Annotated in this window: 26 protein-coding genes; 14 read left to right on the top strand and 12 right to left on the bottom strand. The window is 60.9% G+C overall.

What is annotated here, in order from left to right:
* Positions 1-13: 13 nt before the first annotated feature.
* The 6 genes from HYP802_RS0116990 to HYP802_RS0116965 form a co-directional block, all read right to left on the bottom strand.
* Complete coding sequence (locus HYP802_RS0116990; RefSeq protein ID WP_013948591.1) at positions 14-1672, bottom strand: L-aspartate oxidase; 1659 nt, start codon at positions 1670-1672, stop codon at positions 14-16.
* 47 nt (positions 1673-1719) lie between these two features.
* Positions 1720-2778, bottom strand: coding sequence for a quinolinate synthase NadA (gene nadA / locus HYP802_RS0116985; RefSeq protein WP_013948590.1), 1059 nt, complete (start codon positions 2776-2778; stop codon positions 1720-1722).
* A 186-nt stretch (positions 2779-2964) separates the two neighbouring features.
* Positions 2965-4023: an NAD regulator gene (locus tag HYP802_RS0116980; protein WP_013948589.1), complete on the bottom strand. Its 1059-nt coding sequence runs from the start codon at positions 4021-4023 to the stop codon at positions 2965-2967.
* Positions 4024-4131: 108 nt separating this feature from the next.
* Positions 4132-4623, bottom strand: a complete 492-nt coding sequence (locus tag HYP802_RS0116975; protein ID WP_348623615.1) for a YfbR-like 5'-deoxynucleotidase — start codon at positions 4621-4623, stop codon at positions 4132-4134.
* 113 nt (positions 4624-4736) lie between these two features.
* The gene (locus HYP802_RS0116970; RefSeq protein WP_024276203.1) at positions 4737-5342 is read right to left on the bottom strand and encodes a DNA-3-methyladenine glycosylase I; all 606 of its coding nucleotides are present in this window, start codon (positions 5340-5342) and stop codon (positions 4737-4739) included.
* On the bottom strand, positions 5342-6253 hold the full coding sequence (locus HYP802_RS0116965; RefSeq protein WP_024276202.1) for a folate-binding protein YgfZ: 912 nt from the start codon (positions 6251-6253) through the stop codon (positions 5342-5344). The genes HYP802_RS0116970 and HYP802_RS0116965 overlap by 1 nt, the downstream gene beginning before the upstream one ends.
* 81 nt (positions 6254-6334) lie before the next feature.
* On the opposite strand from HYP802_RS0116965, the gene HYP802_RS0116960 reads away from it, so the two are divergent.
* Positions 6335-7669, top strand: coding sequence for a dihydroorotase (locus HYP802_RS0116960; RefSeq protein ID WP_024276201.1), 1335 nt, complete (start codon positions 6335-6337; stop codon positions 7667-7669).
* 11 nt (positions 7670-7680) lie between these two features.
* On the opposite strand, the gene HYP802_RS0116955 is transcribed toward HYP802_RS0116960, so the two are convergent.
* Positions 7681-8439 (bottom strand): L,D-transpeptidase, encoded by a 759-nt coding sequence (locus HYP802_RS0116955; RefSeq protein ID WP_024276200.1) that lies wholly within the window; start codon positions 8437-8439, stop codon positions 7681-7683.
* 125 nt (positions 8440-8564) lie between these two features.
* Positions 8565-9095 carry a hypothetical protein gene (locus HYP802_RS0116950; RefSeq protein WP_245261505.1) on the bottom strand — a complete coding sequence of 177 codons (531 nt, stop codon included), beginning with the start codon at positions 9093-9095 and terminating at the stop codon, positions 8565-8567.
* A 170-nt stretch (positions 9096-9265) separates the two neighbouring features.
* Here HYP802_RS0116950 and HYP802_RS0116945 point away from each other — a divergent pair, with 170 nt between their 5' ends.
* Complete coding sequence (locus HYP802_RS0116945) at positions 9266-9925, top strand: LysE family transporter (protein ID WP_024276198.1); 660 nt, start codon at positions 9266-9268, stop codon at positions 9923-9925.
* 24 nt (positions 9926-9949) lie between these two features.
* On the opposite strand, the gene HYP802_RS0116940 is transcribed toward HYP802_RS0116945, so the two are convergent.
* Together HYP802_RS0116940 and HYP802_RS0116935 are read right to left on the bottom strand one after the other, a co-directional pair.
* Positions 9950-10195 carry a hypothetical protein gene (locus tag HYP802_RS0116940; RefSeq protein ID WP_013948581.1) on the bottom strand — a complete coding sequence of 82 codons (246 nt, stop codon included), beginning with the start codon at positions 10193-10195 and terminating at the stop codon, positions 9950-9952.
* 158 nt (positions 10196-10353) lie between these two features.
* Complete coding sequence (locus HYP802_RS0116935; RefSeq protein WP_244420890.1) at positions 10354-10764, bottom strand: TIGR02301 family protein; 411 nt, start codon at positions 10762-10764, stop codon at positions 10354-10356.
* Positions 10765-10855: 91 nt separating this feature from the next.
* Between HYP802_RS0116935 and HYP802_RS0116930 the strand changes: the two genes are divergently transcribed.
* From HYP802_RS0116930 to HYP802_RS0116920, 3 genes are all read left to right on the top strand, one after another.
* Positions 10856-11542, top strand: a complete 687-nt coding sequence (locus tag HYP802_RS0116930) for an SOS response-associated peptidase (protein WP_024276196.1) — start codon at positions 10856-10858, stop codon at positions 11540-11542.
* A gap of 216 nt (positions 11543-11758) precedes the next feature.
* Entirely contained in the window at positions 11759-13582 is a 1824-nt protein-coding gene (locus HYP802_RS0116925) for a hypothetical protein (RefSeq protein ID WP_013948578.1), read from the top strand.
* Between the two features lie 123 nt (positions 13583-13705).
* The gene (locus tag HYP802_RS0116920; protein ID WP_024276195.1) at positions 13706-13894 is read left to right on the top strand and encodes a hypothetical protein; all 189 of its coding nucleotides are present in this window, start codon (positions 13706-13708) and stop codon (positions 13892-13894) included.
* Here the strand turns inward: HYP802_RS0116920 and HYP802_RS0116915 are convergent.
* Positions 13891-14859 carry an L-threonylcarbamoyladenylate synthase gene (locus HYP802_RS0116915; protein ID WP_024276194.1) on the bottom strand — a complete coding sequence of 323 codons (969 nt, stop codon included), beginning with the start codon at positions 14857-14859 and terminating at the stop codon, positions 13891-13893. The genes HYP802_RS0116920 and HYP802_RS0116915 overlap by 4 nt on opposite strands.
* An 81-nt stretch (positions 14860-14940) precedes the next feature.
* Here HYP802_RS0116915 and HYP802_RS0116910 point away from each other — a divergent pair, with 81 nt between their 5' ends.
* The 9 genes from HYP802_RS0116910 (at position 14941) to HYP802_RS0116870 (ending at position 24287) form a co-directional block, all read left to right on the top strand.
* A complete protein-coding gene (locus tag HYP802_RS0116910) occupies positions 14941-16710 on the top strand; it encodes an acyl-CoA dehydrogenase (protein WP_024276193.1) in 1770 nt (589 codons plus the stop codon).
* Positions 16707-17480, top strand: coding sequence for a crotonase/enoyl-CoA hydratase family protein (locus tag HYP802_RS0116905; RefSeq protein WP_024276192.1), 774 nt, complete (start codon positions 16707-16709; stop codon positions 17478-17480). The genes HYP802_RS0116910 and HYP802_RS0116905 overlap by 4 nt, the downstream gene beginning before the upstream one ends.
* Positions 17481-17595: 115 nt before the next feature.
* Positions 17596-18480 carry an NAD(P)-dependent oxidoreductase gene (locus HYP802_RS0116900; RefSeq protein ID WP_024276191.1) on the top strand — a complete coding sequence of 295 codons (885 nt, stop codon included), beginning with the start codon at positions 17596-17598 and terminating at the stop codon, positions 18478-18480.
* Positions 18481-18505: 25 nt separating this feature from the next.
* A complete protein-coding gene (locus HYP802_RS0116895; RefSeq protein ID WP_024276190.1) occupies positions 18506-19450 on the top strand; it encodes a histone deacetylase family protein in 945 nt (314 codons plus the stop codon).
* 49 nt (positions 19451-19499) lie between these two features.
* Positions 19500-19787 carry an exodeoxyribonuclease VII small subunit gene (locus HYP802_RS0116890; RefSeq protein WP_013948571.1) on the top strand — a complete coding sequence of 96 codons (288 nt, stop codon included), beginning with the start codon at positions 19500-19502 and terminating at the stop codon, positions 19785-19787.
* Positions 19788-19983: 196 nt separating this feature from the next.
* Positions 19984-21891, top strand: coding sequence for a 1-deoxy-D-xylulose-5-phosphate synthase (dxs, locus tag HYP802_RS0116885; protein WP_024276189.1), 1908 nt, complete (start codon positions 19984-19986; stop codon positions 21889-21891).
* A 46-nt stretch (positions 21892-21937) separates the two neighbouring features.
* Complete coding sequence (locus HYP802_RS0116880) at positions 21938-22306, top strand: DoxX family protein (RefSeq protein WP_013948569.1); 369 nt, start codon at positions 21938-21940, stop codon at positions 22304-22306.
* A 27-nt stretch (positions 22307-22333) separates the two neighbouring features.
* Positions 22334-23065, top strand: a complete 732-nt coding sequence (locus HYP802_RS0116875; protein WP_024276188.1) for a TlyA family RNA methyltransferase — start codon at positions 22334-22336, stop codon at positions 23063-23065.
* Positions 23058-24287 (top strand): class I SAM-dependent RNA methyltransferase, encoded by a 1230-nt coding sequence (locus HYP802_RS0116870; protein WP_024276187.1) that lies wholly within the window; start codon positions 23058-23060, stop codon positions 24285-24287. The genes HYP802_RS0116875 and HYP802_RS0116870 overlap by 8 nt, the downstream gene beginning before the upstream one ends.
* Here HYP802_RS0116870 and HYP802_RS0116865 read toward each other — a convergent pair.
* Positions 24284-24961: an NAD-dependent deacylase gene (locus HYP802_RS0116865; RefSeq protein ID WP_280949182.1), complete on the bottom strand. Its 678-nt coding sequence runs from the start codon at positions 24959-24961 to the stop codon at positions 24284-24286. The two genes, HYP802_RS0116870 and HYP802_RS0116865, sit on opposite strands and share 4 nt — an antisense overlap.
* Between the last annotated feature and the right edge of the window lie 15 nt (positions 24962-24976).

The raw sequence follows: 24976 nt of genomic DNA, 5'->3' as shown, positions 1-24976 counted from the left end.
TGCAGGACTTTCTTCATGAGCATGCGGCGAGCGGTGGCGCCTCGGAGCGTTGTTTTGCGGCGTCATCCATCGCATCGAGGTCGGCGAGGGTTATGAATGTACGCTGCGCCAGAGCTGGATTCGTTTGCGGATAGTCGACGCGATAATGGCCGCCACGGCTCTCCTTGCGAAGCAGCGCTGCCGCCGTAATCAATCGCGCGGCCAGCAGCATGTTGGATAGTACGCGATCATTGGCGTTGCTCGTCTCGAGCGCTTTCAGTTCGGTGAGTGCCTTTTTCAGACCACGACTGGAGCGTTGAACGCCAACGTGCGTCGTCATGATGTTACGTAGCGTCTGCATCGCTTCTTTCCGCGAGGCAGTATCCGCCGCCCGGCCGCTGCCGGGAATGCGGTGCGGCACCACGAAATGCCCGACGCGATCATGCGGAAGCAGCTTGCGGATATCGTTCGCGACACGCGCGCCAAAGACGACGGCTTCCAGCAGCGAATTTGAAGCCAGACGGTTGGCGCCGTGAAGGCCCGTCGATGCAACCTCGCCGACGGCCCAAAGACCCGCAAGGCTCGTGCGGCCACGCACGTCAGTTGCAATGCCGCCCATGTGATAGTGCTCGGCCGGTGCAACCGGAATAAGATCCTTCGACGGATCAATGCCGGCGCGCTGGCAATGTCCCCAGACGGTCGGAAATTCTTTTTCGAAATGCGTGCCGATCGCAGCGCGGCAGTCGAGATAGACGCGGCGTCCGGCAGCGAGTTCGTTATAGACGCCGCGCGCAACGACATCTCGTGGGGCAAGCTCTCCACGTGGATCAATGGCCAGCATGAAGCGCTCGCCGTCCGAATTGACGAGCGTCGCGCCTTCGCCGCGCAATGCTTCCGTCGCTAGCGGAGCGGGGTCGATGCCCGCGTCGATTGCGGTCGGATGGAACTGCACGAATTCCGGATCGGCAATCACCGCGCCGGCGCGCGCCGCCATCGCCAGCGCTTCGCCTTTTGCGTAGGACGGGTTTGTCGTCAGTGCGAACAACGCGCCGACGCCGCCCGTCGCCAGCACCACCGCCGAAGCAGGCACGAAGGCATAGCGGCCATTGCCAAGCGCAGTCGGACGGATCAGCCGAACGCCTTCGATGCGGCCATCGGTGACGATGAGATCATCAGCTTCGTAACCTTCCAGCACACGGATTGACGGCGTCGCGCGAACCGCTGCGATCAGCGCCTGCATGATCGCCGCGCCCGCCTTATCGCCGGAGACGCGCACGACGCGCTTTTCCGAATGTGCTGCTTCCTTCGAAAGCACGTAATGGCCTTCGAGATCGCGATCGAACGGCACGCCATAGCCGAGCAGATCGCGAATACGATCGGGACCTTCCTCCGCAACGAGGCGCGCGACGTCCGGATCGACGATCCCGGCACCTGCCTCGATCGTATCGGCCGCATGCTTTGCCGTGCTGTCACCTTCGCCGACAGCGGCAGCGATGCCGCCTTGCGCCCACATGCTCGACGCGCCTTCACCGAGGGGCGCCGCGGCAATCACGGTTACCGGCAGCGGCGCGAGCTTCAATGCCGTGAACAGACCCGCAAGCCCGGCCCCGATAATGGCGACGTCGCCGGGTCCGGGCTTTCCCGTGAAGCCGTTGAAGTCCGTTACGGGATAGCGCTTCTTGTGTGCGGCCATTGAATTGCCCTCCTGGGCGAAGTTGACCCCGGCGCTTAGTTCGTTGCTCAGTTCGTCAGATTGACCATGCGCTCGACCGCGCGGCGGGCGCGAGCGGCGATATCGGGATCGACCGTCACCTCATGCTGCATATGCACGAGGCTGTCATAGATGTTTTCCAGGCTGATGCGCTTCATGTGCGGACAGAGATTGCACGGCCGGATGAACTCGACCTCCGGCGCCTCAACGGCCACATTCGACGCCATCGAGCATTCTGTGACGAGCATCACCTTGCGCGGATGTTCGTCTTTCACCCACTTGATCATGCCGGACGTCGAACCCGTGAAGTCTGCCGCCGCGATGACGTCGGGCGGGCATTCCGGATGCGCGATGATCTTCAGACCCGGCTCGTCGGCGCGCATGCGTTGAAGCTCCTCGCCCGTGAAACGCTCGTGCACCTCGCACGAACCTTTCCACGTGATCACTTCGACGTTGGTCTGAGATTGCACCCATTTCGCCAGATACTGGTCGGGTATGCACAGGACGCGCGGCACGCCGAGGCTCTCGACGACTTTCACGGCGTTCGCCGATGTGCAGGTGATATCGCATTCCGCTTTAACGGCCGCCGACGTGTTGACGTAGGTCACGATCGGCACGCCCGGATAAGCTTCGCGAAGCATGCGAACGTCTTCTGGTGTGATCGATGAGGCCAGCGAACAGCCCGCATGCATATCAGGTATGAGAACCGTTTTTTCCGGGGACAACAGCTTCGACGTTTCCGCCATGAAGTGCACGCCGGCCTGCACGATCACCTTTGCGTCGACGCGCGCCGCTTCTTTTGCGAGTTGCAGCGAGTCGCCGCGGAAATCCGAAACGCAGTGGAAGATCTCCGGCGTCATGTAGTTGTGCGCCAGGATGACAGCGTTCCGCTGCACCTTGAGTTCGTTGATCGCCTTGATCAGCGGCGCGTAGTAGGGCCACTCCATCGGCGTGATGACGTGCTTCACGCGCGCATAAAGCGGCGCCATTTCCTTTTCGAGGGCAGGCGACCACGAATAGGCCAACGGCGTCCGGGCCTTTCCGCGCCCAGCGGATGCAGGAGCCAATGTCGAAACCGCAGAAACCATTCTTCGTGCCCTCCACATATGCTCTAAGAGAGCATATTTAGCTTACGAAACGCGCCGGCAAACCTGCCGTGCACACCTCACGCAGGAATGCTCAAAAAGAGCATTCCTGGACGTGTTTAAAATAATAGAGTTGAGAACGAATTTCTAGGGCGGGGGTTCCGCCCCAGATATGCAACGAAAGTCGGATCAGTTCCGGCTTGGCGGCGCTGATACCCGAACGCCGGGAGCAGGGCGCTCCAACAGCACTTCCCGACGGAACCGGAAAAGCTTGGCCGGGCGGCCGCCGGTGCGCGTCTTGACGTCTCCCGTAGGCTCGACAAGGCCCGCGCCTTCAACCAGGCGCCGGAAGTTCTGCTTGTGCAGATGCGGGCCGAGAATGGCTTCCACGGTCTTCTGCAGCTCATACAGCGTGAACTCGTCCGGCATCAGTTCGAATACGACCGGGCGATACTTGATCTTGGCGCGTGTACGGCTGATCGCCGTCGCCAGGATCCGCCGATGATCGGCCTGCATCGGCAGACCGAGTTTGGGACGATCCGTCCACTCGCGCGCAGCCGCTCGATCGTCGCGCAGTGCTTCCTCGGCAAGACCTGCCTCGTAAAGCAGCTCGAACCGCTCAAGCACTTTCTCTTCGTCCCAGGCGGTGCCGTCGAGACCGAAGCAGATCCGCGCGCGATCCGCACGCGCGATCGTCGGTTGGGACGTGGCAGCATTGCCGGACGACCGTTCGGCCCAGGCCTTGAGACGCGGCTCGATATCCCGGGCGATGATCTCCGGGCGGCCACGGCGCCAGTCTTCCCATGGGAAATACTGGTACCAGCTACGCCACAGCCCATCGGTCAGCCCGTGGTGGCCTATCGCCTGAGTTAAGGCGAGATAGCCGATCGAGATGAAATGCGGAGCCGTATCACCCGGTTCGGGATGGCGGCCACGATCGGCGAAGGTATAGAGCTGCTCGGCATATCCCAGTTCCAGACCAGTTTGGTCTTGAACCCACGATCTAAGCCCACTCTCGAGCGTGCGATGCGCACGCGGATTAAATGGCCCGTACGGCAGCATGTCCGTAGCGCCAATGCTGTCCGGCTCGGCACGGACGACCAGCGCCACAGGCTCATTGTCAGACACGGCGACGATCGCCGCGTTCAAGCCAATCCCGACAGACGGCTCATGGTCCTGCTCATCATCAGGAGCTCGCTGAGACTTGTCGGGCGTCGGTTTTCTCCGGCCAGAAAGTTCCATGTTCATGTGTATCTTCCCCGTGCTCCCCATGAGGCGAGCTAGTCGCCGATCATGGCGATTTTCAGATAAGCCTCTGAATGAAAACCGCGAAACAGCCCCAAAAACGCCAGATTGTCAGTGCGGCAACAATTCCGCGAACTTGGCAAGAAAGAGTGTTTGGGCATCACTCGCCGATACGGGTTTTAATACGGCCAGGGCGTTATGAAGTTCCGTTGGTAAATTCGGAATTTCAAAAAAAGTTTCCGCTTCCGACTTTTCGAAGCCCGCGAGACGAGTTGCTTCGTAGTAGGCCGCAACCGTATCCGCCTGTTTAATCGCGCCTGCTGCACTAAGGCTTAGTTCTCGAATTCCGAACCGGCAATAGATCGCTTGGAGGAGTTTGTGTTCGAAGGCTTTATAGTCCAGGCCGATTGCCGTTTTGAACGGACTAATAAGATCACCAATGACGTACTCCGGCGCGTCGTGCAAAAGCGCTGCAAGTAGCTCATTCTGCGCGTATTCTGGCTGCAGCGCATGAACGATGTCGGTGACGATAAGGCTATGCTGTGCGACCGAGAATGCATAGGAGCCTTGCGTCTGCCCATTCCATCGCGCGACGCGCGCCAAGCCGTGTGCAATGTCTTCGATCTCGATGTCTTTGGGATCGGGTGAGAGCAGATCGAGCCGCCGGCCAGAGAGCATTCGTTGCCAAGCGCGCGGTTTCGATTGGTTTGATGACGTCATAATCCGGGGATCTTGAGTTTCTTTTGAAGCTTCGCGCACTGATCATATCGAAAGCACGTCACGAGATGATCGTTGACCATGCCTGTCGACTGCATGAAGGCGTAGAGCGTGGTCGATCCGACGAAGCGGAAGCCATCGGCCTTCAGAGCCTTGCTCATTCGTTTTGAGACGTCGGTCTCGGTGCGAATGTCCTTTGAGGATGTTATCTCGTTGACGATAGGGCGGCCATCAAGAAAACCCCATAGATATTGCGAAAACGGCGCGCGCTCCGACAATGTGAGAAATGCCTGCGCATTCGAGATCGTAGCTTCGATCTTGGCGCGGTTTCGGATGATTCCTTCGTTCTTCATTAACCGCTCGACGTCGCGCGCCGTGTAGCGCGAGATGCGCTCGGCATCGAAATTATGAAACGCAGCGCGGAAATTCTCGCGCTTGCGCAAAATGGTGATCCACGACAGGCCCGCTTGAAAGCCTTCCAGCACAAGCTTTTCAAACAGCGCACGATCATCGGTCATCGGCACGCCCCACTCTTCGTCGTGGTAGCGGATGTAGTCCGCGTCAGTGCCGGCCCACGTGCAGCGATGGATCTCTTTCGCCGCCATTACGATATCGGCCGTGTCGATTGGGATGCTCGCGCTGCGGCCGCGGAGCGATAGCGGTTCATCGCATCCTCATCGGGAGCAATCGCAATTCCGCCCGCCGTCAACGGAAGACTTTTCTGCTCTGCCTCTATAACGCGATCCAGCCGAAGCATCGCAATTGCATTTGTTCCGTCCGCTGTTCCGACACGTCCGACAGAAATATCGCCGAGAAGAATTTCTAAATTGGGTTCCAGCGGCGCGTTAGCGGAGATTTTGACGGCGCGCTTACGCACCAGTGTTTTGTTTTGCATCCGCGCGACCACTTCCTGCCCGATGAAACAGCCTTTGGTAAAGGACACGCCATTGAGCAAATCGAAATCGGCTTCATGCGGATAAGCATCGCCGAATTCGTAGTCTTTGCCACCTTCGGGAATTCCGTATTCAATGCGAAGTGCGTCGTAGGCGAGGCGCGAATCACCCTCCGATTCTGCGCCATCGGACGACAAAAAATTTTCATGGGGGCTGGCTAAAAGTCTTAGGCCGATGCCCCGATGACGCGGGTCCGGGAACGAAATGCCGCGCCCTTCCGCGAGCATTTTCGAATCAGTTCCCCACAGTGCGAAGACTTTGAAAGAATCCGAAACATCCGTGATCGTGATGTCGGCGCGGAGTTTATACATCGCCATCCGCTTGACGAGTTCGGCCGCCTTGGCCCGCGCGACGTCGAGCAGATAGCCCTCGCCGTGGCGGACGACAAAAAAGTCGAAGAGAATTTTGCCCTGAGGGGCGAGCAGAGCGGCATGCCGGGCTTCCCCCTCAGCGAGGCCCTGGAGATCGTTGGTCACCAGCCCCTGGAGCAGCTTTTCGCTGTCGGCGCCGGTCACGCTGACGACTCCGCGGTCGGCAAGTCGCGCTATCTTTGCGGCAGACATCGGTTCACGCTCGGTTGCAAACGGAAAGAGAGTTACGTATGCGGGGTTCCGCTTGATGGCAAGACTGAGGAGTTCCCCGACATGGCTGAGACGTTCGACCTCGTGATCCGCGGTGCGACCGTCGTCAACCATGACGGCGAGGGCATTCGCGACATCGCCATATCGGGCGGCCGGATCGCAGCAATCGGCGAGCTGGGCTCCGTGTCCGCGCCTGAGATCATCGAAGCCCAGGGCCTGCACATTCTCCCGGGCGTCATTGATACTCAGGTCCATTTCCGAGAGCCGGGCCTGGAGCATAAGGAAGACTTGGCGACAGGCAGCCGCGCAGCTGTCGCAGGTGGCGTCACGGCCGTTTTCGAGATGCCGAACACCAAGCCGCTGACGACGAGCGCCGAGATGCTGGCCGACAAGGTGCGCCGCGCCCGTCACCGCATGTTCTGCGACTTCGCCTTCTTTGTCGGCGGTACGCGCGACAACATCGCCGACATCCCGGATTTCGAGAAGCTCGAAGGCTCGGCCGGCATGAAGGTCTTCATGGGCTCATCGACCGGCGATCTTCTGGTCGATGACGGCGTCTCGCTCGACAAGATTATCGCCAAGATCTCGCGTCGTGCGTCGTTTCATGCCGAAGACGAGGCGCGGCTGAAATCGCGGATGCATTTGCGCCGCAAAGGCGATCCGTCTTCGCATCCCGAATGGCGTGACCCCGAGGCCGCTCTCATCGCAACCAAGAAGCTCATCGGCCTTGCTGAGAAGCACGGCAAGCGCGTCCACGTTCTGCACGTCTCGACGGCGGACGAAATGGACTTCCTGAAGGATCACAAGAATTACGCGACCGTAGAAGTCACGCCGCACCACCTCACGCTCGAAGGCCCCGAGTGCTACGAACGCCTCGGCACCTACGTGCAGATGAACCCGCCCGTTCGCGATGCGCGCCATCGTGCAGCGATCTGGGCCGCGCTCGAATCCGGCGTCGTCGATGTGCTCGGCTCCGACCACGCCCCGCACACACGCGAAGAAAAAGACCACGTCTATCCCGATACGCATTCGGGCATGACGGGCGTGCAGACGCTGGTGCCGATCATGCTCGACCACGTCAATGCCGGACGCTTGTCGCTTCAGCGCTTCGTCGATTTGACGAGCCACGGCCCGCAGCGCCTGTTCGGCATTCGCGGCAAGGGCCGCATCGCCGTCGGCTACGATGCTGACCTGACCGTCGTTGATTTAAGCCGCACAGAGACGATCTCGAACGCCTGGATCGAGAGCCGTGCCGCCTGGACGCCTTACGATGGCGTCAAGGTGAAGGGCTGGCCGGTCGGGACGTTCGTCCGCGGCCGGAAGGTGATGTGGGAAGGCGAGATTGTCAGTCCCGCCCACGGGGAGCCCGTCGGCTTTCTCGAAGGCTACGCCGGCTAAGCCACCAAGGTTCAGCCGTCGCGGTCCGCGACGCGCGACAGGTTCGCCGGCAGCCGCTTCAGGACGTACACCGTCGTCCCGACATCGGCGATGCTTGCGAGATGCATCACGTTGGCGTTCGTCATGCGGATGCAGCCGGACGACGATGCCGTCCCGATCGACGACGCATCGTTCGTGCCATGAATGCGATAGAGCGTGTTGCCGAGATAGAGAGCCATGGCGCCGAGTGGATTGTGCACGCCGCCCGACATCCGGACCGGAAGTCCAGGCTTGCGCGCCCGCATTTCAGCGGGCGGAATCCAGTCGGGCCATGCAACCTTCTTCGAGATCTTTTCCATGCCCGACCAAGCAAAGCCCTGCTTGCCGACAGCGATCGGATAACGGTAGGCGGCTTTCGACGACAGCACGTAGTAGAGGCGCCGCCCGGCCGTATCGATAATGATCGAACCCGGCGCATAACTGCTGCGGAACGAAACCTTAGGCGGCGCCTTGGCGGCGATGCGCGGCTCGCCGCCGCCCGTCAGCGATTGCTTGTTGTCGGCACGCTCGTCTTCGTCATCGGTATCATGAGACTTTTGCGGGCGGCCCCAGTCCCAGCCCATGCCGAACAGAGCTTGGCTGTTGTCGGCATCGGTTTTCGCGCTGTGCTTGCTGGCAAATTTTTTCGGCGGAACGTAACCGTAGGTTTCGTCGGCAGGATGAAAGGCATAGGCCGGTGCGGCCAGGAAGCAGCCAAAAATAATGGCCGCCAAAAGCGACAAACGTTTCATGAAACTAGACCCTCGCTCTTCACGTAAAATGTGACGAGCGGAATACAGTCAAGCCGCGGCGGTGACCACCCCTCTGCGGCAATTGGACGGCATATGCAAGCTAAGCAACGGAAAGCACCGACAGATTAGGTGCCCTTCCTAAACAGCGTCCATGTCCCATCGGCTGAAATCACGAGGCGCCACCACAGCCAGCGCTTCTTCTTGCGCATTTCCGCGGCGAGTTCTGGTGTCACCAGTCGATAGAGATCGACTTGTTCGGCCGGTGTCAGCTTGTCGAGCTGACGCGTCGAGAGATACGGCCAGACGTAGATCAGATTATTCTCGATGTCGTTGCCGAACGGCAGCGTCGATGGCGGCATGTCCAGCATTTCGACGATTGCCGCGAGCGTATCGCGGCCCTGTGGATCAGCCGACCTGTCTTTCAAAACTTTAATGGGATCGGAGCGTGGCGAGATGCCGAGATCGGGAATGTTGCCGCTGACCTCGAAGGCCGATTGCAACTCATTGATATCGCCCGAGCGCGCCGCCGTCAGGATTGCGTCGCGCACATCGGCCACATGATCGGGAAGCTTTGGACCGCGAACACCTTCCGCGTGCGCCCTTGAGACATAGACAAGCGCGCCGGCCGCAACTACGAGTAGGAGAGTGCGCGCCATTGTCGTCAAGGACGCTGACGGGACCAACTGCTGATGTCTTTTCCACACCGCTCGGGGGAGCGCTTGCCGTCGCTGCTGCTGCGCTTTCCTCCCGTTCCGATCGATGCGGAGGGTGCGCGTCTGCCTGCCGCCGCCGGTGAAGTCCACTTCCGACATCGAGCTTCTGCCCCTTGCTGAGTTACATCCCCAATCCGCTCATCATTCCGGTCGGCCTGATTGTCGGAATGCTCATTGCGGCCCCGGTCGGCCCTGTCAACGTTCTGTGCATCCAGCGGGCGATCGAACGCGGCTTTTGGGGCGGCATAGCGGCCGGCATCGGCTCGGTGACGGGCGACGCCTTGATCGCGTTGTGCGCTGGCCTGGGTGTGGGCTCAATCTCAGGCGTCGTCGAAACGCATCGCGCCGTGATCCAGGTGGTCGGCGGCATCGCGCTGGTGGCGTTCGGGATGCGTCTTTATTTCAGCGCCCCGCGGCTCAAACTGGACACCGACGGTTCTTCCGCCCGTTTGAAGGATTTCGTCTGGGACATCCCGCAGACTTTTTTTCTGACAATCACCAATCCGGGCGCCGTCCTCGGGCTTTTTGCGGTTTTCGGAGGCATCAGCACATTCGTCGAAGTTCACTCGACGATCGATGTGCTTCTTCTGGTAGCGGCTATTGCCAGTGGCAGCATGCTGTGGTGGGTCGCGCTCTCGAACCTGATCGGGCGCTACCGTCACCACATCGATCTGCGCATGCTCAACCGCATCAACCGGATCGCGGGCCTGCTGCTCGCGATCTTCGGTGCGGTGCTGATCGCTGAAGTCATCTGGAAGGCTGGACGCTTCTGACGCCGCTTCCCCGATTGCGGCGCTTTACTGGTCGCGCCGCGCTAGCGTGAATTCCCCCTCGACGACGCGCTTCTCAAGACCGCGCGTCAAATGAATGACGGCGTCCTCGCCGTAGATCGCAACGAGATCGGTGAGCGCAGTGAACAGAGCCGCGTAGGCCATCTGCTGCGGCTCAACGCCGGTATCCACCCCTTCATCCCAAGCAGCGAGGATTAGATCGAGCGCCTTTAACGTCGGATTTTTCGTATCGAGATCCTCGAAACACTGCATACCGTTACAATCCTTCCCTCAACCCTGACCGCCACGCACGGGCGGCCCCCATCTATTGTCACCTAGCATGACAATTTGCGGTAGGTCGTAGCTGCCACTATTCACAGTAAACCGGCGAGAAACGATATGCGCCTCTCGCGACCGGCTCCGCTGACGTTTTAGTTGGGGAAAGCCTTCAGCATCCCATCCGAAAGCTCAGACCCTTCCGACAGAAAACGCGTGATGGCCGTTTGTGCCGACGGGCTGCAAGTATTGTAGGTTCGGCTGTAGCTGCGATACCCCTGGTTGAAGGCACGCGTGAGTTTCGCGCGTCGCAGCGCCGTCGAGCCTTCGGCATTCATCAAGTCATGCATGCGGTCGCGCCAGTATTGGCCTTCGTTGGCGCCGCAGAGTTCGCGAAGATAGTGAATGGCACCAAGAATTTCGGAAAGCCGCATCAGGCGGTCGTCATAGGGCTTGCTATCGGATGCTGCGAATGCTTGCCCGCCGACTGCTGACAGCGCCAGCATCAGCATAACAAGGTATTGGCAGAGCTTGCGGCAGTGGCGTTTCACGCGGGCGTCCAGCACGTTGAGGTTCGCTCAGTCAAAGCCGTCCCTGGCGGCGAATCCGTCAACGCTTATAGTCCCGAATCATAAGGCATCAAAAGGACGGCCCTTCGTGTGCGCGCGCTACAGTCTGATATCTTCACCGGAGGCTGTACGCGCGTTCTTCGATGTACCGGCCGTTGACGATTTCCCGCCGCGCTACAACATCGCGCCGACGCAACCCGTTCTGATTGCACGCAACGATCTCAAGGGCGTTCCCGAGCTTCGGCTGGTGCGCTGGGGTCTGATCCCGTCATGGGTACGCGACCCGGCGGCATTGCGTGCGCCATTGATCAACGCCCGTGCTGAGACGGCGGCCGAAAAACCGGCCTTTCGCGGCGCGCTGCGCCATCGCCGCTGTCTCATTCCGGCGACCGGCTTCTACGAGTGGAGCGGCAAGCGATCGGCGCGGCAGCCGCATCTTATCCGTCTGAAAGACCACGATCTTTTTGCCTTGGCCGGATTGTGGGAAGACTGGCTCGGTGCCGACGGCAGCGAGATCGAGACGGTGACGATCCTGACGACCGCTGCAAACGCCGATATGGCGCCCATCCATGACCGCATGCCTGTGATCATCACGGCAGAAAACTTCGAGCGCTGGCTCGACTGCCGCTCGGGCACGGCTGAGCATATCCTCGACCTGATGATGCCTTTCGCCGCCGGGCTCCTCACGACCACGCCCGTCAACCCCGCACTTAATGATGTTCGCGCCGAAGGCCCCGACCTTCAGACACCAGCGGCCTTTGGTCTGCTGCTTTAAGAGCAGGCCTTCCTGGCAACGGGTTGGGAGGGAATTGCTGTGTATCTGCCGCTTGCGACTCGCCCCCGAAATGAAACGGCGCTAACCTAAATGCTGTCTTAAAAGTCAAGACCTTGCCGACATAGGCAAGTACATAGCTTCGACGCGGTTGGGGTGTTTGGGTTTTCGAGGCGCGCGGCGACGGACGGCGCGGAGCGACAGAGGGGAGACGACGACATGGCGTATCACGGCGAGGATCTCGATCTCAGGACGTCGCAGACCTGGACACCAAGCGAGGTCATTCAGCCGGCCGAGGCGGCACTGTCGAACGGTAAGCGCGGGTCGCTTCTTGCCGGTCCCGTGCTGGTCGATGACACCGTTCTTGCCTGCTTCAATCAAGCCTATGACATCGCCGCAGCGCATCGCGCCGGAGAGGTTCGCGTCGAACATCTCTTGAATGCCATGACCCGCCTTGACGCCTCTGCGGCAGCCCTTGAAACACATGGCATCCGCGTCGTCGCCCTGAAACGCGAGACTGCGGCGATCATCGCGGGCGATATTCCGGCGATGCCGGGAAGTGGCCCGGTTTCCCCGCGCCGCTCGGAAGATTTGGCGGAAGTGCTGAAGTTTGCAACGGCACTCGCGGCGCGTCGCAACACGGCGGTATCGGTCGACGACCTTTTACAAGTTCTCTTCGATCACCGCGGCGAATTCGGCGCCTCGGAACTGCTTTTGCGCTTTGTCGCGCGCGCCGAACCGTTGCCGCCGCTGACGCGCCCTGAGCCCCGCTATGCGGCGCCACCGCGTTATGCGGTCGATTACGGGCGTCCCCTTTATCGCAACGATTATCTCGGCACTCAGACAGACGCGCTGCAGAATTCTCGCATTGAATCGCTCGAACAAGCTGTGCGGGCGCTGGGGCAGGATCTCTCCAACGAGCGGCACGCCATCGCAAGCCTCGTGCGGGACTTCGCGCGCGATACCGTCGCCCACCAAGACGATCAGGGCCGAACGCATGCGTTGTTGATTGACCGGATCGGCTCGCTCGAATCTGCGTTTCGCGAAGGGGGCCCCGCCGCTCCCGTCGCCGCCGTTGACACGTCAGGGCTCGTCGCAAAACTCGGCGACATCGAAGCCGCGCTTGAATTGCGCCTTCAGGAAATGTCGCAGTCATGGTCCGTGCTTTCGACGCGGCTGCAGGAATTGGAAGAGACGATCAGGCAACGCCCTGTCCAGACAGAAGGCGGCACGGCGCTCGAAGACATCCGTCAGGCCGTTGATTTGAAGCCGATCAGCGATCGTCTCGACATCATCGAAGAGGCGGTCCTCGGCAGCCATCAGAGCGGCTTCGTCGAATTGGGCGATCGCCTGTCCCGCCTCGAAGACGGCGTCGGCCAGGTACTCGCGACGCCGACGGGCGATGGACGAACCGATGAAATCATTGGCGGCATCGACCGCATCCACGGACTATGGGGCAACGTCGAAGGTCTGTCGGGCAACGTCGCGGGCCTTGCAGGAAACCTTGAAAGCCTGACCGGGAACGTCGCCGGTCTGTCGGAAAAGTTCGACGGCCTTTTCGGCAAGGTGGATACGCACTCAGGCTCGCTGACCGAGCTTCTCACCAATCTGTCGGAACGGGTGAAGGGGGCCGAAAGCGCGATCGCTGCCGAGATCGAAACGGCCGCCGCTAAGCATCAAGCCTACACGCAGGACCTCACCGAGGTTCATGAAGCGCTTCTCAAGGTCAATCAGAACCAGCACACGCTCGCCGGTGCGATGGATCAATGGCGCACCGATTCCGCAAGCGACGTCGCGGCCATCATGAACCGGCTCGGTGAGATCGACCGAGATACCGCGCTTCCGGCTGAGACCCTGAGCGCGTTGAACACGCACATGGACCAGATGAACAAGTTCATCATCGAGCGGTATCATCGCCGTCATCGGTTCATGTACTGGCTGTTCGGCACCGACGATTGGATCAGCGCCAGCTGGCCCTCGACGAAGGCGAAAATCGAGACGGATCAGCATCGCCTCAAGGTCGTCGAGCAAACGAAGGCCTAACGGCACCGTTCGTCCCATTCTGGAACACGCATTCACCATGCTTTGATTAAAGGCCTTGAGCCTGGCGGCACCCGCGTGCTCTCATTAACGAAGCGTTAACCGGCTTTGTTTGGGGGGGCAGGAATGTTGCGTCGGTACCTGATCACGAACGGAATCAGCACGGCATTGCTTTATGGCGGCATCTACGCTGCCATTCCCTGCATCATGCATGCGTTCGGGTCGGTGCAGGACACGTTCAACGGGTTCGTGGCGCAAAGCCCGATCCTCGCACCGCTTGTCAATAAGATCGTTGTGATGGTCAGCAGCCTCTAGAGCTGCTCACGAGGCGCTGCCGCCCGCCGCAACCGGTCGTTGATCGCTTCGCCGAGGCCCTTCTGCGGAATAGGCGTTACCGCGATGGAGTCCGCCCCGGAAGCATCGAGCGTGCGCAGCGTCGCAAAAAGATTTGCCGCCGCCTCGATCAGGTCGCCGCCCTCGCTGATGTTGACGAAGGCGCGTGCCGGTTGCTCCGAGATCGCACCGAACGCCATCACTGCTTCGCTCGGTTTCCACTCATAGGCATTCAGACGCAAGCGCGCGCGTGGCGCATAGTGGCTCGCAAGCTGCCCAGGCGATGTGAGATGATCGCCTGCTTCTTCGCGCCGTATCAGGCGCTCTCCGATAACTTCTTCGATTGCTTCCGCGGTGATGGCGCCGGGACGCAACAGCACCGGGGCACCGTCGACAAGACTGACCACCGTTGACTCGAGCCCGAGTTTCGTCGGGCCGTCATCAAGAATGAGCGCGGCCTTGCCGCCGATGTCGGCCGCAACATGCTCGGCGCGTGTCGCGCTGACGTGCCCCGAGCGATTGGCGGACGGGGCCGCCAGCGGACGATGGGCTTCCGCGAGAAGCGCGCGTGCAACCGGATGATCAGGAGACCGCAGTGCAACGGTCGGAAGTCCTGCCGAGACGAGCTGACTGACGTCCGTCGTCTCTGTGCGCGGCACCACGAGCGTCAAAGGACCGGGCCAGAACGCTTCTATCAGACGACGCGCAGCGGGCGAAAGCACGCCGATGATGAGTGCCTGCTCCAGTCCGAGAACATGTACGATAAGCGGATTGAAAATCGGCCGGCCCTTGGCTTCGAAAATGCGAGCGACCGCTTCACCATTGGTCGCGTCGGCACCGAGTCCGTACACGGTTTCAGTCGGAAATGCGACGAGCGCACCCGCTCGGATCATTTGTCCGGCTTCGGCAATCCATTCTTTGTTGGCGGGTACGATCCTGCCCAGCATTTGGTATGTCACCTGGTTTGCTTGTACTTTCGTTCGGCTTAGTGTCCTGATGCAAAACCGAACGGCACCGAGAGACGATCCATGACCTATCAGGCTCCCCTAGACGACATTGTCTTTGCCCTTGAGACGGTGGCGGGCCTCAGCGATATGGGCGCTCGCGGCCTCTATCCGGGGCTTGACCGCGAAACGATAATCGCCGTCATCCAAGAGGCAGGAAATTTCGGCGCCGAGGTCCTAGCACCTTTGAACGCAATAGGCGACCGTATCGGCTCCAAGCTCATTGACGGAAAGGTGACAACCCCTCCGGGCTTTGCCGAGGCCTACCAAGCGTTCGTCGCGGGCGGCTGGAGCACGCTGCCATGCTCGGAGGCATACGGCGGCCAGGATTTGCCCGAAATCGCTGCCACACCTGTCGGCGAAATTTGGAACGCTGCGAATGTGTCTTTCGGTCTCTGCCCGCTTCTGACGCAGGGCGCCATTCATGCCATTGAAGCGGGCGGAAGCGACGCGCTGAAAGCGAAATATCTCCCCAAAATGGTGGCGGGCGAATGGACCGGCACCATGAACCTGACCGAGCCGCACGCGGGCTCCGATCTGAGCCCGCTCTCGACGCGTGCAGTGCCGCAAGGCGATGGAACATACCGTATAACCGGCACGAAGATTTTCATCACCTGGGGTGAGCATGGGATGGCTGAGAACATCATCCATCTCGTCCTAGCGCGGCTGCCCGATGCGCCGGCCGGAACGCGCGGCATCTCGCTGTTTCTCGTCCCTAAGTTTCTTGTGGGTGACGACGGCTCGCTCGGCGAGCGCAACGACGTCATCTGTGCCGGTGTCGAACATAAGCTCGGCATCATGGCAAGCCCGACCTGTGTCATGAAGTTCGGCGAGAACGGCGGCGCGATCGGATACCTCGTCGGCGAAGAAAACCGCGGCCTCGCGAACATGTTCGTGATGATGAACGCCGCCCGGCTCGGTGTCGGCGCGCAAGGCGTGGGCGTTGCGGAAAGCGCGACGCAGCACGCTGTCACCTACGCCAAGGAACGTCTTCAGGGCAAAAGCTTCGCGGCCAAAGATCCCGGCAGCATGAGCCCGATTATCGAGCACGCCGATGTGCGCCGCATGCTGCTGACGATGAAATCTCTGACGCAGGCCGCGCGCATGCTCTGTTATGCGACGGCCAAGGAACTCGACGTCGCCCATCGCGCGGCAGATGAAAAAGAGCGTGTCGCGGCCCGCAATCGCGCCGCTCTGCTGACGCCGCTCGCAAAAGCCTTCTCTACCGATATTGCCAACGAGGTCGCTTCTCTCGGCGTTCAAGTGCATGGCGGCATGGGCTTCGTCGAAGAGACGGGGGCTGCGCAATTCCTGCGTGATGCGCGAATCCTGCCGATCTACGAAGGCACGAACGGCATCCAGGCCATCGACCTCGTCACGCGCAAGCTGACGCTCGACGGCGGCTCTGCGATGACGAGCCTGCTCGGGGAACTCGGCGCCATTATCGCCGCAGTGCGCGCTGCAAAACGCGGCGAGTTCGGTCACATGACGCAGCGCTTGATGGAAGGCTTGAGTGCACTTCAAACGGCCACCCTCTGGATGGCGCAAATCCTTCCCGGTAATCAAGAAAAGGCGCTGGCGTCGGCGACGCCCTTTCTGCGGCTCATGAGCCTCGTTACGGGCGGCACATACCTCGCGAAGGGTGCCCTCGCGAAAGACGCTGCATCGCCCTACATCGTAATCGCGCGGTTCTTCGCCGAAAATATTCTGACCGAAGCCCGCGGTCTGTCTGATGCCGTGCAACACGGCGCAGATGCCGTGCTGGTCGATGCGCATGGAGCGGTGTTCGCATGACAGCAGAAATCGCAATCTGGCGCGATGGCCCCATCCAGATTCTCCGCATCGCTCGACCCGAGAAGAAAAACGCGCTGACCGGCGCCATGTACGGCGCGCTAGCCGATGCCATCGAAGCGGGAGACGCGGACGATACGATTGCCGCGCACATTCTCACCGGCTCGGGCGGCGTGTTCACGGCTGGCAATGACATCGGCGACTTTCTTGCCACCGCACGCGGCACCGGTGGCCTCGACAAGAATGTCGTGCGCTTCATCCGCCTATTGCCGGTCGTCAAGAAGCCGCTGATCGCCGCCGTCGATGGCAACGCCATTGGCATCGGCACGACGCTGCTGTTCCATTGCGATCTTGTCTACGCCGCGCCGGACGCGACGTTCGCCACTCCGTTTCTTGATCTCGGTGTGGTGCCCGAAGCCGCCTCAAGCCTGCTGATGCCGGCCCGTATGGGCTACACGCGGGCCTTCGCCATGTTGGCGCTCGGCGATCCGTTGTCGGCTGACGATGCGCTCGCTGCCGGTTTCGTCAACGCCATCGTGCCCGCGAGCGATCTTGAAGCCACCGTCCTCGGCGCCGCCAAGCGGCTCTCCGCCAAACCGCCGGAAGCGCTTGCCATTGCGCGCCGCTTGATGCGTGGCGACCCCGAGATAATTCTCGCCCGCATGGACGAAGAGGTTGCGGCCTTCCGCGAACGCCTGCGCTCGCCTGAAGCCATCGAAGCTTTCACGGCCTTTTTCGAGAAACGCCCGCCGAATTTCCGCAAAACCGAATAAATCGGAAATCCCGAGCCTCAGTCTTTCCTGTTTAAGCAATCGAAGTCACCCCTTACCTAGGGTCCGCCAAGAGATTAGGCTATCTCCTGTCTGGCGTCGGAATGAGAGCAGTGGCATGGCGGCACTCAAGGGCAAGACTCTCTTCATTACGGGCGCCAGCCGTGGCATCGGATTGGCCATCGCGAAAAGAGCGGCCCGCGACGGCGCCAACATCGCCATCGCCGCCAAGACGGTCGATCCTAATCCCAAGCTCGAAGGCACGATTCATTCGGCCGCAAAAGAGATCGAAGCGGAGGGCGGATCGGCGCTCGCGCTCGAATGCGATATTCGCAACGAAGGGGATGTCGAACGCGCCGTGGCGCAAACGGCTGAACGTTTCGGCGGCATCGACATTTGCGTCAACAACGCCAGCGCCATATCGTTGACGCCGATTGAAAAGACCGAGATCAAGCGTTTCGATCTGATGTTCGCAGTGAACACGCGCGGCACGTTTCTAACCTCGAAGATCTGCCTGCCGCATCTGAAGCGCGCCGAAAATCCGCACATTCTCACATTGTCGCCGCCGCTCGATATGCATCCCAAATGGTTCTCGGGCCACGTCGCGTATTCGATTGCCAAGTACGGCATGAGCCTTTGCGTGCTCGGTCTCGCCGACGAATTGAAACCCAATGGCATTGCCGTCAACGCTCTCTGGCCGCGTACGACCATTGCTACGGCTGCCGTGCAGAATATTCTCGGCGGCGATAAGCTCATGCGCATGAGCCGGACGCCAGAGATCGTGGCCGACGCGGCACACCTTGTTTTTAACCAACCGGCGAAGACGTTCACCGGAAACTTTCTGATCGACGATACGTTTCTTTATGATGTGGGCGGCGTCACAGACTTTGGATCCTATCGCGTCGACAAGTCGGTGCCGCTTGCGCCGGACTTCTTCGTTCCGGCAGACAGTAAACCGCCGCCTGGCGTGCAGATCGCGCGACTTTCGGAGTTGACCTCATAACGCTTCGGAGCCACCCTCGCGATAAATGACGACGGTCCTGATCACCCACCCGGCTTTTCTGGAACACGATACCGGCGAGCATCATCCCGAGCGGGCGGACCGGATGCGGGCGATTGACAAGGCGCTTTCCGCTTCAGTCTTCGACGATCTTTTTCATCGCGACGCACCGCTGCGTGAGGATGACAAAACTTATATCGCAATGACGCACGGGCCAGCGCACCTCGCTGACGTGACAGCCTCTATCGAACACATTGATGGCGGGGCGCGCCATGTCGATTCCGATACCATCGCGTCTGCCGGCACCTGGGAGGCTGCGCGCCGCGCCGTCGGCGCCGGTCTTGATGCCGTCGATCTCGTCATGGAAGGCAAAGTCACGAACGCCTTCTGTCAGGTCCGCCCGCCCGGCCATCACGCCGAGAGCAATCGCGTGATGGGCTTCTGTTTTTTCAATAACATCGCGATCGCAGCGCATTATGCTCGCGCGAAGTACGGTGCCGAGCGTGTGGCCGTCGTCGATTTCGACGTCCACCACGGTAACGGTACGCAGGAAATTTTCTGGTCCGATAAAGACCTGTTCTACGGCTCGACGCATCAGATGCCGCTCTTCCCGGGTACGGGTGCATTGAACGAGACCGGCGTCGGCAATATATTCAATGCACCGCTGCGCTCCGGCGACGGGCGCGAGGCATTCGAAGAGGCGTTCCGTAGCCGCATTCTGACGCCTCTCCACAATTTCAGCCCCGATGTGCTGCTGATCTCTGCAGGCTTCGATGCGCATCAGCGCGATCCGCTTGCCGGGCTCGAACTTGTCGAGGAGGATTTCCGCTGGGCGACTGAAGCGCTCGCAGAGATGGCGCGGCGCCACGCAAAAGGGCGAATCGTGTCGATGCTCGAAGGCGGGTACGATCTGAAGGGGCTTGCCCTATCGACCGCCGCCCACGTAAAGGCATTGCTGGACGCAGACGTCTGAGCGGAATTTCGGTACATCCGCCCGTTTGCGCCACGAAAGCAGGACGATTATGACGACGACGACCAAACCGGCTCCGGCAAAAAGCTTTGCTGACATCAAGGAGATGACCTTCGAACGCGCCTTGAAGGAGCTGGAGGTCATTGTCGGCAAGCTTGAACGCGGCGACGTCGAGCTTGAAGAAAGCATTGAAATTTATGAGCGCGGCGAAGCATTGCGCGACCATTGCGACAGACTGCTGAAAGCGGCTGAAGCCAAAGTCGAAAAACTGACGCTTGGCGCTGACGGCACGCCGTCAGGCACTGCCCCACTCGACAAGAACGGCGATGCGCCATTTTGAGGCGTCATTCCGCTTTGGGCGGTTTGGACGTCAACTGGTTTTTTAAACGTCTGCGGCACGCGGGCGCATTACATCCGGTCCGTAGCAGCGCTCTTTGGGGGATCGAAGATAGCCCAAAGGCATGCTAGCGTCCCTTTCGAACGGCCTGTCTCGGGCGCTCTAGGTCTAAAGCCGATCGCCGCATCAAGGTTTTATTGTGAGCAAGACACCATTACTCGATAAAATTGCGACGCCGCACGAATTGCGTCAGTTGTCGGAAGATCAGCTGCCTCAGCTTGCGGCCGAGCTTCGCGACGAGATGATTGACGCCGTTTCGGTAACGGGCGGCCATCTTGGTGCGGGCCTTGGCGTCATCGAATTGACCGTGGCGTTGCACTGGGTCTTCAACACCCCGGACGATCGTCTGATCTGGGACGTCGGCCATCAGGCTTATCCCCATAAAATTTTGACCGGCCGCCGCGACCGGATTCGCACCTTGCGCCAGCCCGGCGGTTTGGCGGGGTTCACCAATCGCGAGGAGAGCGTCTACGATCCTTTCGGCGCCGGGCACTCGTCCACATCCATTTCCGCAGCGCTCGGCATGGCCGTTGCGCGCGACCTGACCGGCAAGTCGAACAACGTCATCGCCGTCATCGGTGATGGCGCGATGAGCGCCGGCATGGCCTACGAAGCGATCAACAACGCCGGTGCCCGCAACGAACGCTTGATCGTCGTGCTCAACGACAACGATATGTCGATTGCGCCGCCTACTGGCGCGCTCTCGGCTTATCTCGCACGTGTGACGTCGAGCGGTACTTACGTCCACCTCCGTGACTACGCCAAGCAGCTCGCCAAGATGCTTCCGAAGGCGTGGGAACGCCGCGCCGCGCGCGTTGAAGAATATACGCGTCATCTGTGGCAGGGCGGGGCTTGGTTCGAAGAACTCGGCTTTTATTACGTCGGCCCAATCGACGGTCACAATTTCGAGCAGCTTCTGCCCGTTCTGAAGAACGTCCGTGATCTGGAGCAGGGGCCGATCCTCGTCCACGTCGTCACGCAGAAGGGCAAGGGCTACGCACCAGCCGAAGCGTCGCCGGATAAATATCACGGCGTGAATAAGTTCAACGTTGTGACGGGCGCACAGGACAAGCCGAAGCCGAATGCGCCGAGCTACACGAAGGTGTTCGCCGATAGCCTGATTGCTGAAGCGCGAAAGGATAAGCGCGTTGTCGCAATTACCGCCGCGATGCCGTCCGGTACGGGGCTTGACTATTTTGGCAAGGAATTTCCCGATCGCACGTTCGATGTCGGCATCGCTGAGCAGCATGCCGTCACGTTCGCGGCGGGACTCGCGGCGGAGGGTTATAAGCCTTTCACGGCAATCTACTCGACCTTCCTGCAGCGCGCCTACGATCAGGTCGTGCATGATGTAGCCATTCAGAAGCTGCCCGTCCGCTTCGCCATCGACCGCGCCGGACTTGTCGGAGCTGATGGCGCAACGCATGCGGGATCGTTCGACGTTGCCTATCTCGCTTGCCTGCCGGATTTCGTCATCATGGCGGCGGCCGACGAAGCCGAACTCGTCCACATGGTCGCGACCCAAGCCCAGATCGACGACCGCCCGAGCGCGCTGCGCTATCCGCGCGGCGAGGGCGTCGGCGTAGAGCTTCCGGCCGAAGGCATTCCGCTCGAAATCGGCAAGGGCCGTATCGTCCGCCAAGGCTCCAAGGTTGCGCTGCTGTCGCTCGGCACGCGGCTCGCGGAATGTCTGAAGGCGGCGGATCAACTCGCGAGTTTCGGCCTGTCCACGACCGTCGCCGACGCGCGCTTTGCAAAACCGCTGGACGAGGCCCTCATTCGCGACCTCGCGACCAATCACGAAGTCCTGGTGACCGTGGAAGAAGGTTCCATCGGGGGCTTCGGCAGCCATGTTCTGCAGTTTCTTTCGAACGCGGGTTTGCTGGATCGCGGTCTTCGCGTCCGTCCCAAAGTTTTGCCCGACGTCTTCATCGACCATGGCAAACCCGAAGCTATGTACGAAGCCGCACGGCTTAATGCCTCAGGCATCGTCGAGACGGTCTTTGCTGCCCTTGGCCGCGCAGACATGCTAAGCGAGCGGGCATGATGCGCACATCTGCGCGTTAACCAGCTCGCCGTTCGGGAGAACACACATGCACGCGCTCGTCAGCTTGGCCGCACGGGTACTTCTGTCCGCCATTTTCGTCACAGCAGGGATCAACAAGGTTTCGGGCTACGCGCAGACCCAGGCGTACATGGAATCGCACGGCTTGCCTGGCAACCTGCTGCCGCTCGTCATCGCACTTGAGGTCATCGGCGGGCTTGCCGTGCTGCTCGGTGTCTTCTCTCGCTACGCCGGTTTGGCGCTCGCCGCGTTTTGCTTGGCAGCCGCCGCTGTCTTTCACAGCAACTTCGCCGACCAAGCCCAGATGACGAACTTCATGAAGAACGTCTGCATGGCCGGCGGCTTCCTGCTGCTGTTCGCGAACGGCTCCGGCCGCTACGCCATCCGGCCCGACTGACGTTGACATTTGACTGACGGCCCGGTGATGCGGCTCGATCAGATGCTGGTGGCCCGCGGACTAGCGCCGTCGCGCGCCCGCGCTCAGGACCTGATAAAGCGCGGCTTCGTCTCGGTTGGCGGCGCTGTTTGCAACAAACCGGCCTTCGACGTGAAGAGCGATTCTGCCATCGCCGTTGCCTCGGATGCGCCGGGCTACGTTTCGCGCGGCGCGGAAAAGCTCTCTGCCGCGCTCGCGCGCTTCGGCTTCGATCCGACGGGTCGCGTTGCGCTCGATATCGGCGCTTCGACCGGGGGCTTTACCGAGGTGCTTCTGGAACAGGGCGCACGCCGCGTTTATGCCGTCGACGTCGGCACCAGTCAGCTACACGCGCGCCTGAAAGACGATCCACGCGTCGTTTCACTCGAAAATATCGATGCGCGTGCGCTGACGCCAAACGAAATAACAGAGAGCGTTTCCGCCGTCGTGGTCGATGTCAGCTTCATATCCGTCACGAAGGTTTTGGGCACTGTTTTGCGGTTCGCTTCACGCGGAGCTTGGGCTGTGATCCTCGTAAAGCCGCAGTTCGAAGTCGGCCGCGATAACGTCGGCAGCGGCGGCATCGTACGCGATGAAGCCGCGCGTCTGGGCGTGCTGGCCAGCGTCCGCGAATGGCTCGCCGCGCAGCCCGGTTGGACGGTCGTCGGCGATATGCCGTCGCCTATTCTCGGTGGTTCCGGCAACGCCGAATTCCTGCTCGGAGCGCGCTACGATGGCTGAGCGTGAATTCGTCATCAGTCGTCTCGGCGCGCAAGGCGATGGCATCGCCGAAGTCGATGGGCGGATGGTCTTCGTACCGTTCGCGCTGCCGCGAGAACGCATCGAAGCCGAAGTCGAAGGCGAGCGCGGGCGCCTCCTGCGCGTGCTCGAACCGAGTGCCGAACGCATCGCTCCGGTCTGCAAACATTTCGGCAAATGCGGCGGTTGCAGCGTGCAGCATCTGACGTCGGACAGTTACGCGGCATGGAAACGCGATCTCGTCGTCAACGCTTTTCAGGCGCGTGGCCTCGAACCTGAGGTCGGTCAATTGCAGCGCCCCGCCGGGCACCGCCGCCGTGCGGCGCTCAAGGCAATCCGTTCGCAGTTTGGCGTCGCGCTTGGCTTCCACGAGGCCGCCTCTCACGATCTCGTAGCCATCGAAGAATGTCCGGTGCTGGAGCCGAAAATCGTTACGGCATTGCCGGTCGTCGGAAAATTGATCGCGCCGCTGCTTCCGAAACGCGATGAAGCGCGCGTTACGATCACGCTCACGAAGTCCGGGCTTGATGTCGAAGTCGATGGCACGGAACGCAAACTTTCGCCGGAAATCCGAACCGGACTTGCGTCCGCGGCGAGCACGATGGGACTCGCACGTCTCGTCGTAGCGGGCGACGTCGTCGTCGAAACGATGCCCCCCTTCCTGACGTTCGGCGCGGTGGAAGTTCCGTTGCCGCCGGGCGTATTCGTTCAAGCCGTCGAAGCCGCCGAGAGCGAAATCGCTGAGCGTATCGTCGCTGCGCTCGGAAAGACGAAAAAGGTTGCCGATCTCTTCTGCGGCCTCGGCGCCTTCACGTTTCCGATAGCAGCGAAGGCCCGCGTCTCCGCGTTCGACGGCAGCAAGGCCGCGGTGACGGCGCTGGGCGACGGCGCAAAAAAAACATCTGGGCTAAAGCCAATTAGCGCCGTCGTTCGCGATCTCTTCCGCGATCCGCTATCGCCGCTGGAACTCAATGAGCACGACGCTATCGTTTTCGATCCGCCACGTGCCGGGGCCGAAGCGCAGTCGCAGCGCTTGGCGCGCTCAAAGGTGAAGACTGTTATTGCGGTGTCCTGCAATCCAGCGACGCTCGCACGCGACGCGCGCCATCTCGTCGATGGCGGCTATAAGATCGAATCCGTTACGCCGGTTGATCAGTTCGTTTATTCCGCACACGTCGAGGTCGTCGCGGTCTTTCGACGTTAGCGGCCGGATAGAATACGATCGACGAAGGCCGGAACGATCTCGGTCGCATGACCGTAGATGGCTTCGTCGAATTGGCTCGCACCCTCCGACGGTTCGAGGTTGAGCTCCACCGTGCGCGCGCCGTGCTCACGCGCTTCCGCCACGAAGCCGGCCGCCGGATAGACGTGCCCGCTCGTGCCAATCGACAGGAAAAGATCAGCCTCTCCAAGAAGCCCCGTGATCCGCCCCATCTGATACGGCATCTCGCCAAACCAGACGACGTCCGGCCGCATTCCGCCCGGCAGCCCGCAATAGGGGCACGACGTATCGACCAGCAAATCGCCCTGCCAGGGGACCCGATGCTTGCAGAAGGTGCACAGCGCCTTGAACAGCTCACCGTGCATGTGAATGAGGGAATGCGATCCGGCGGCTTCATGCAGCGCGTCGATATTCTGTGTAACGACCGTCACGCCGCCATGCTCGGCTTCGAGACGCGCCAAAGCGATGTGCGCAGCATTGGGCTTGATGCCGCGATGAGCGCGCCGCCGCGCATTATAGAAATTCAGCACGAGTGCCGGATCGCGTTGAAAACCGTCGGGCGTGGCGACGTCGCGCCAATCGTATTTCGCCCACATGCCGTTTGGATCGCGAAACGTCGGAACGCCGCTTTCGGCCGACAGTCCCGCGCCAGTCAAAATGACGATCTTTGG

The sequence above is a fragment of the Hyphomicrobium sp. 802 genome, assembly GCF_000526135.1.
In the GTDB taxonomy this organism is placed as follows: domain Bacteria; phylum Pseudomonadota; class Alphaproteobacteria; order Rhizobiales; family Hyphomicrobiaceae; genus Hyphomicrobium_B.
This window is presented reverse-complemented; position numbering and strand designations above follow the sequence as displayed.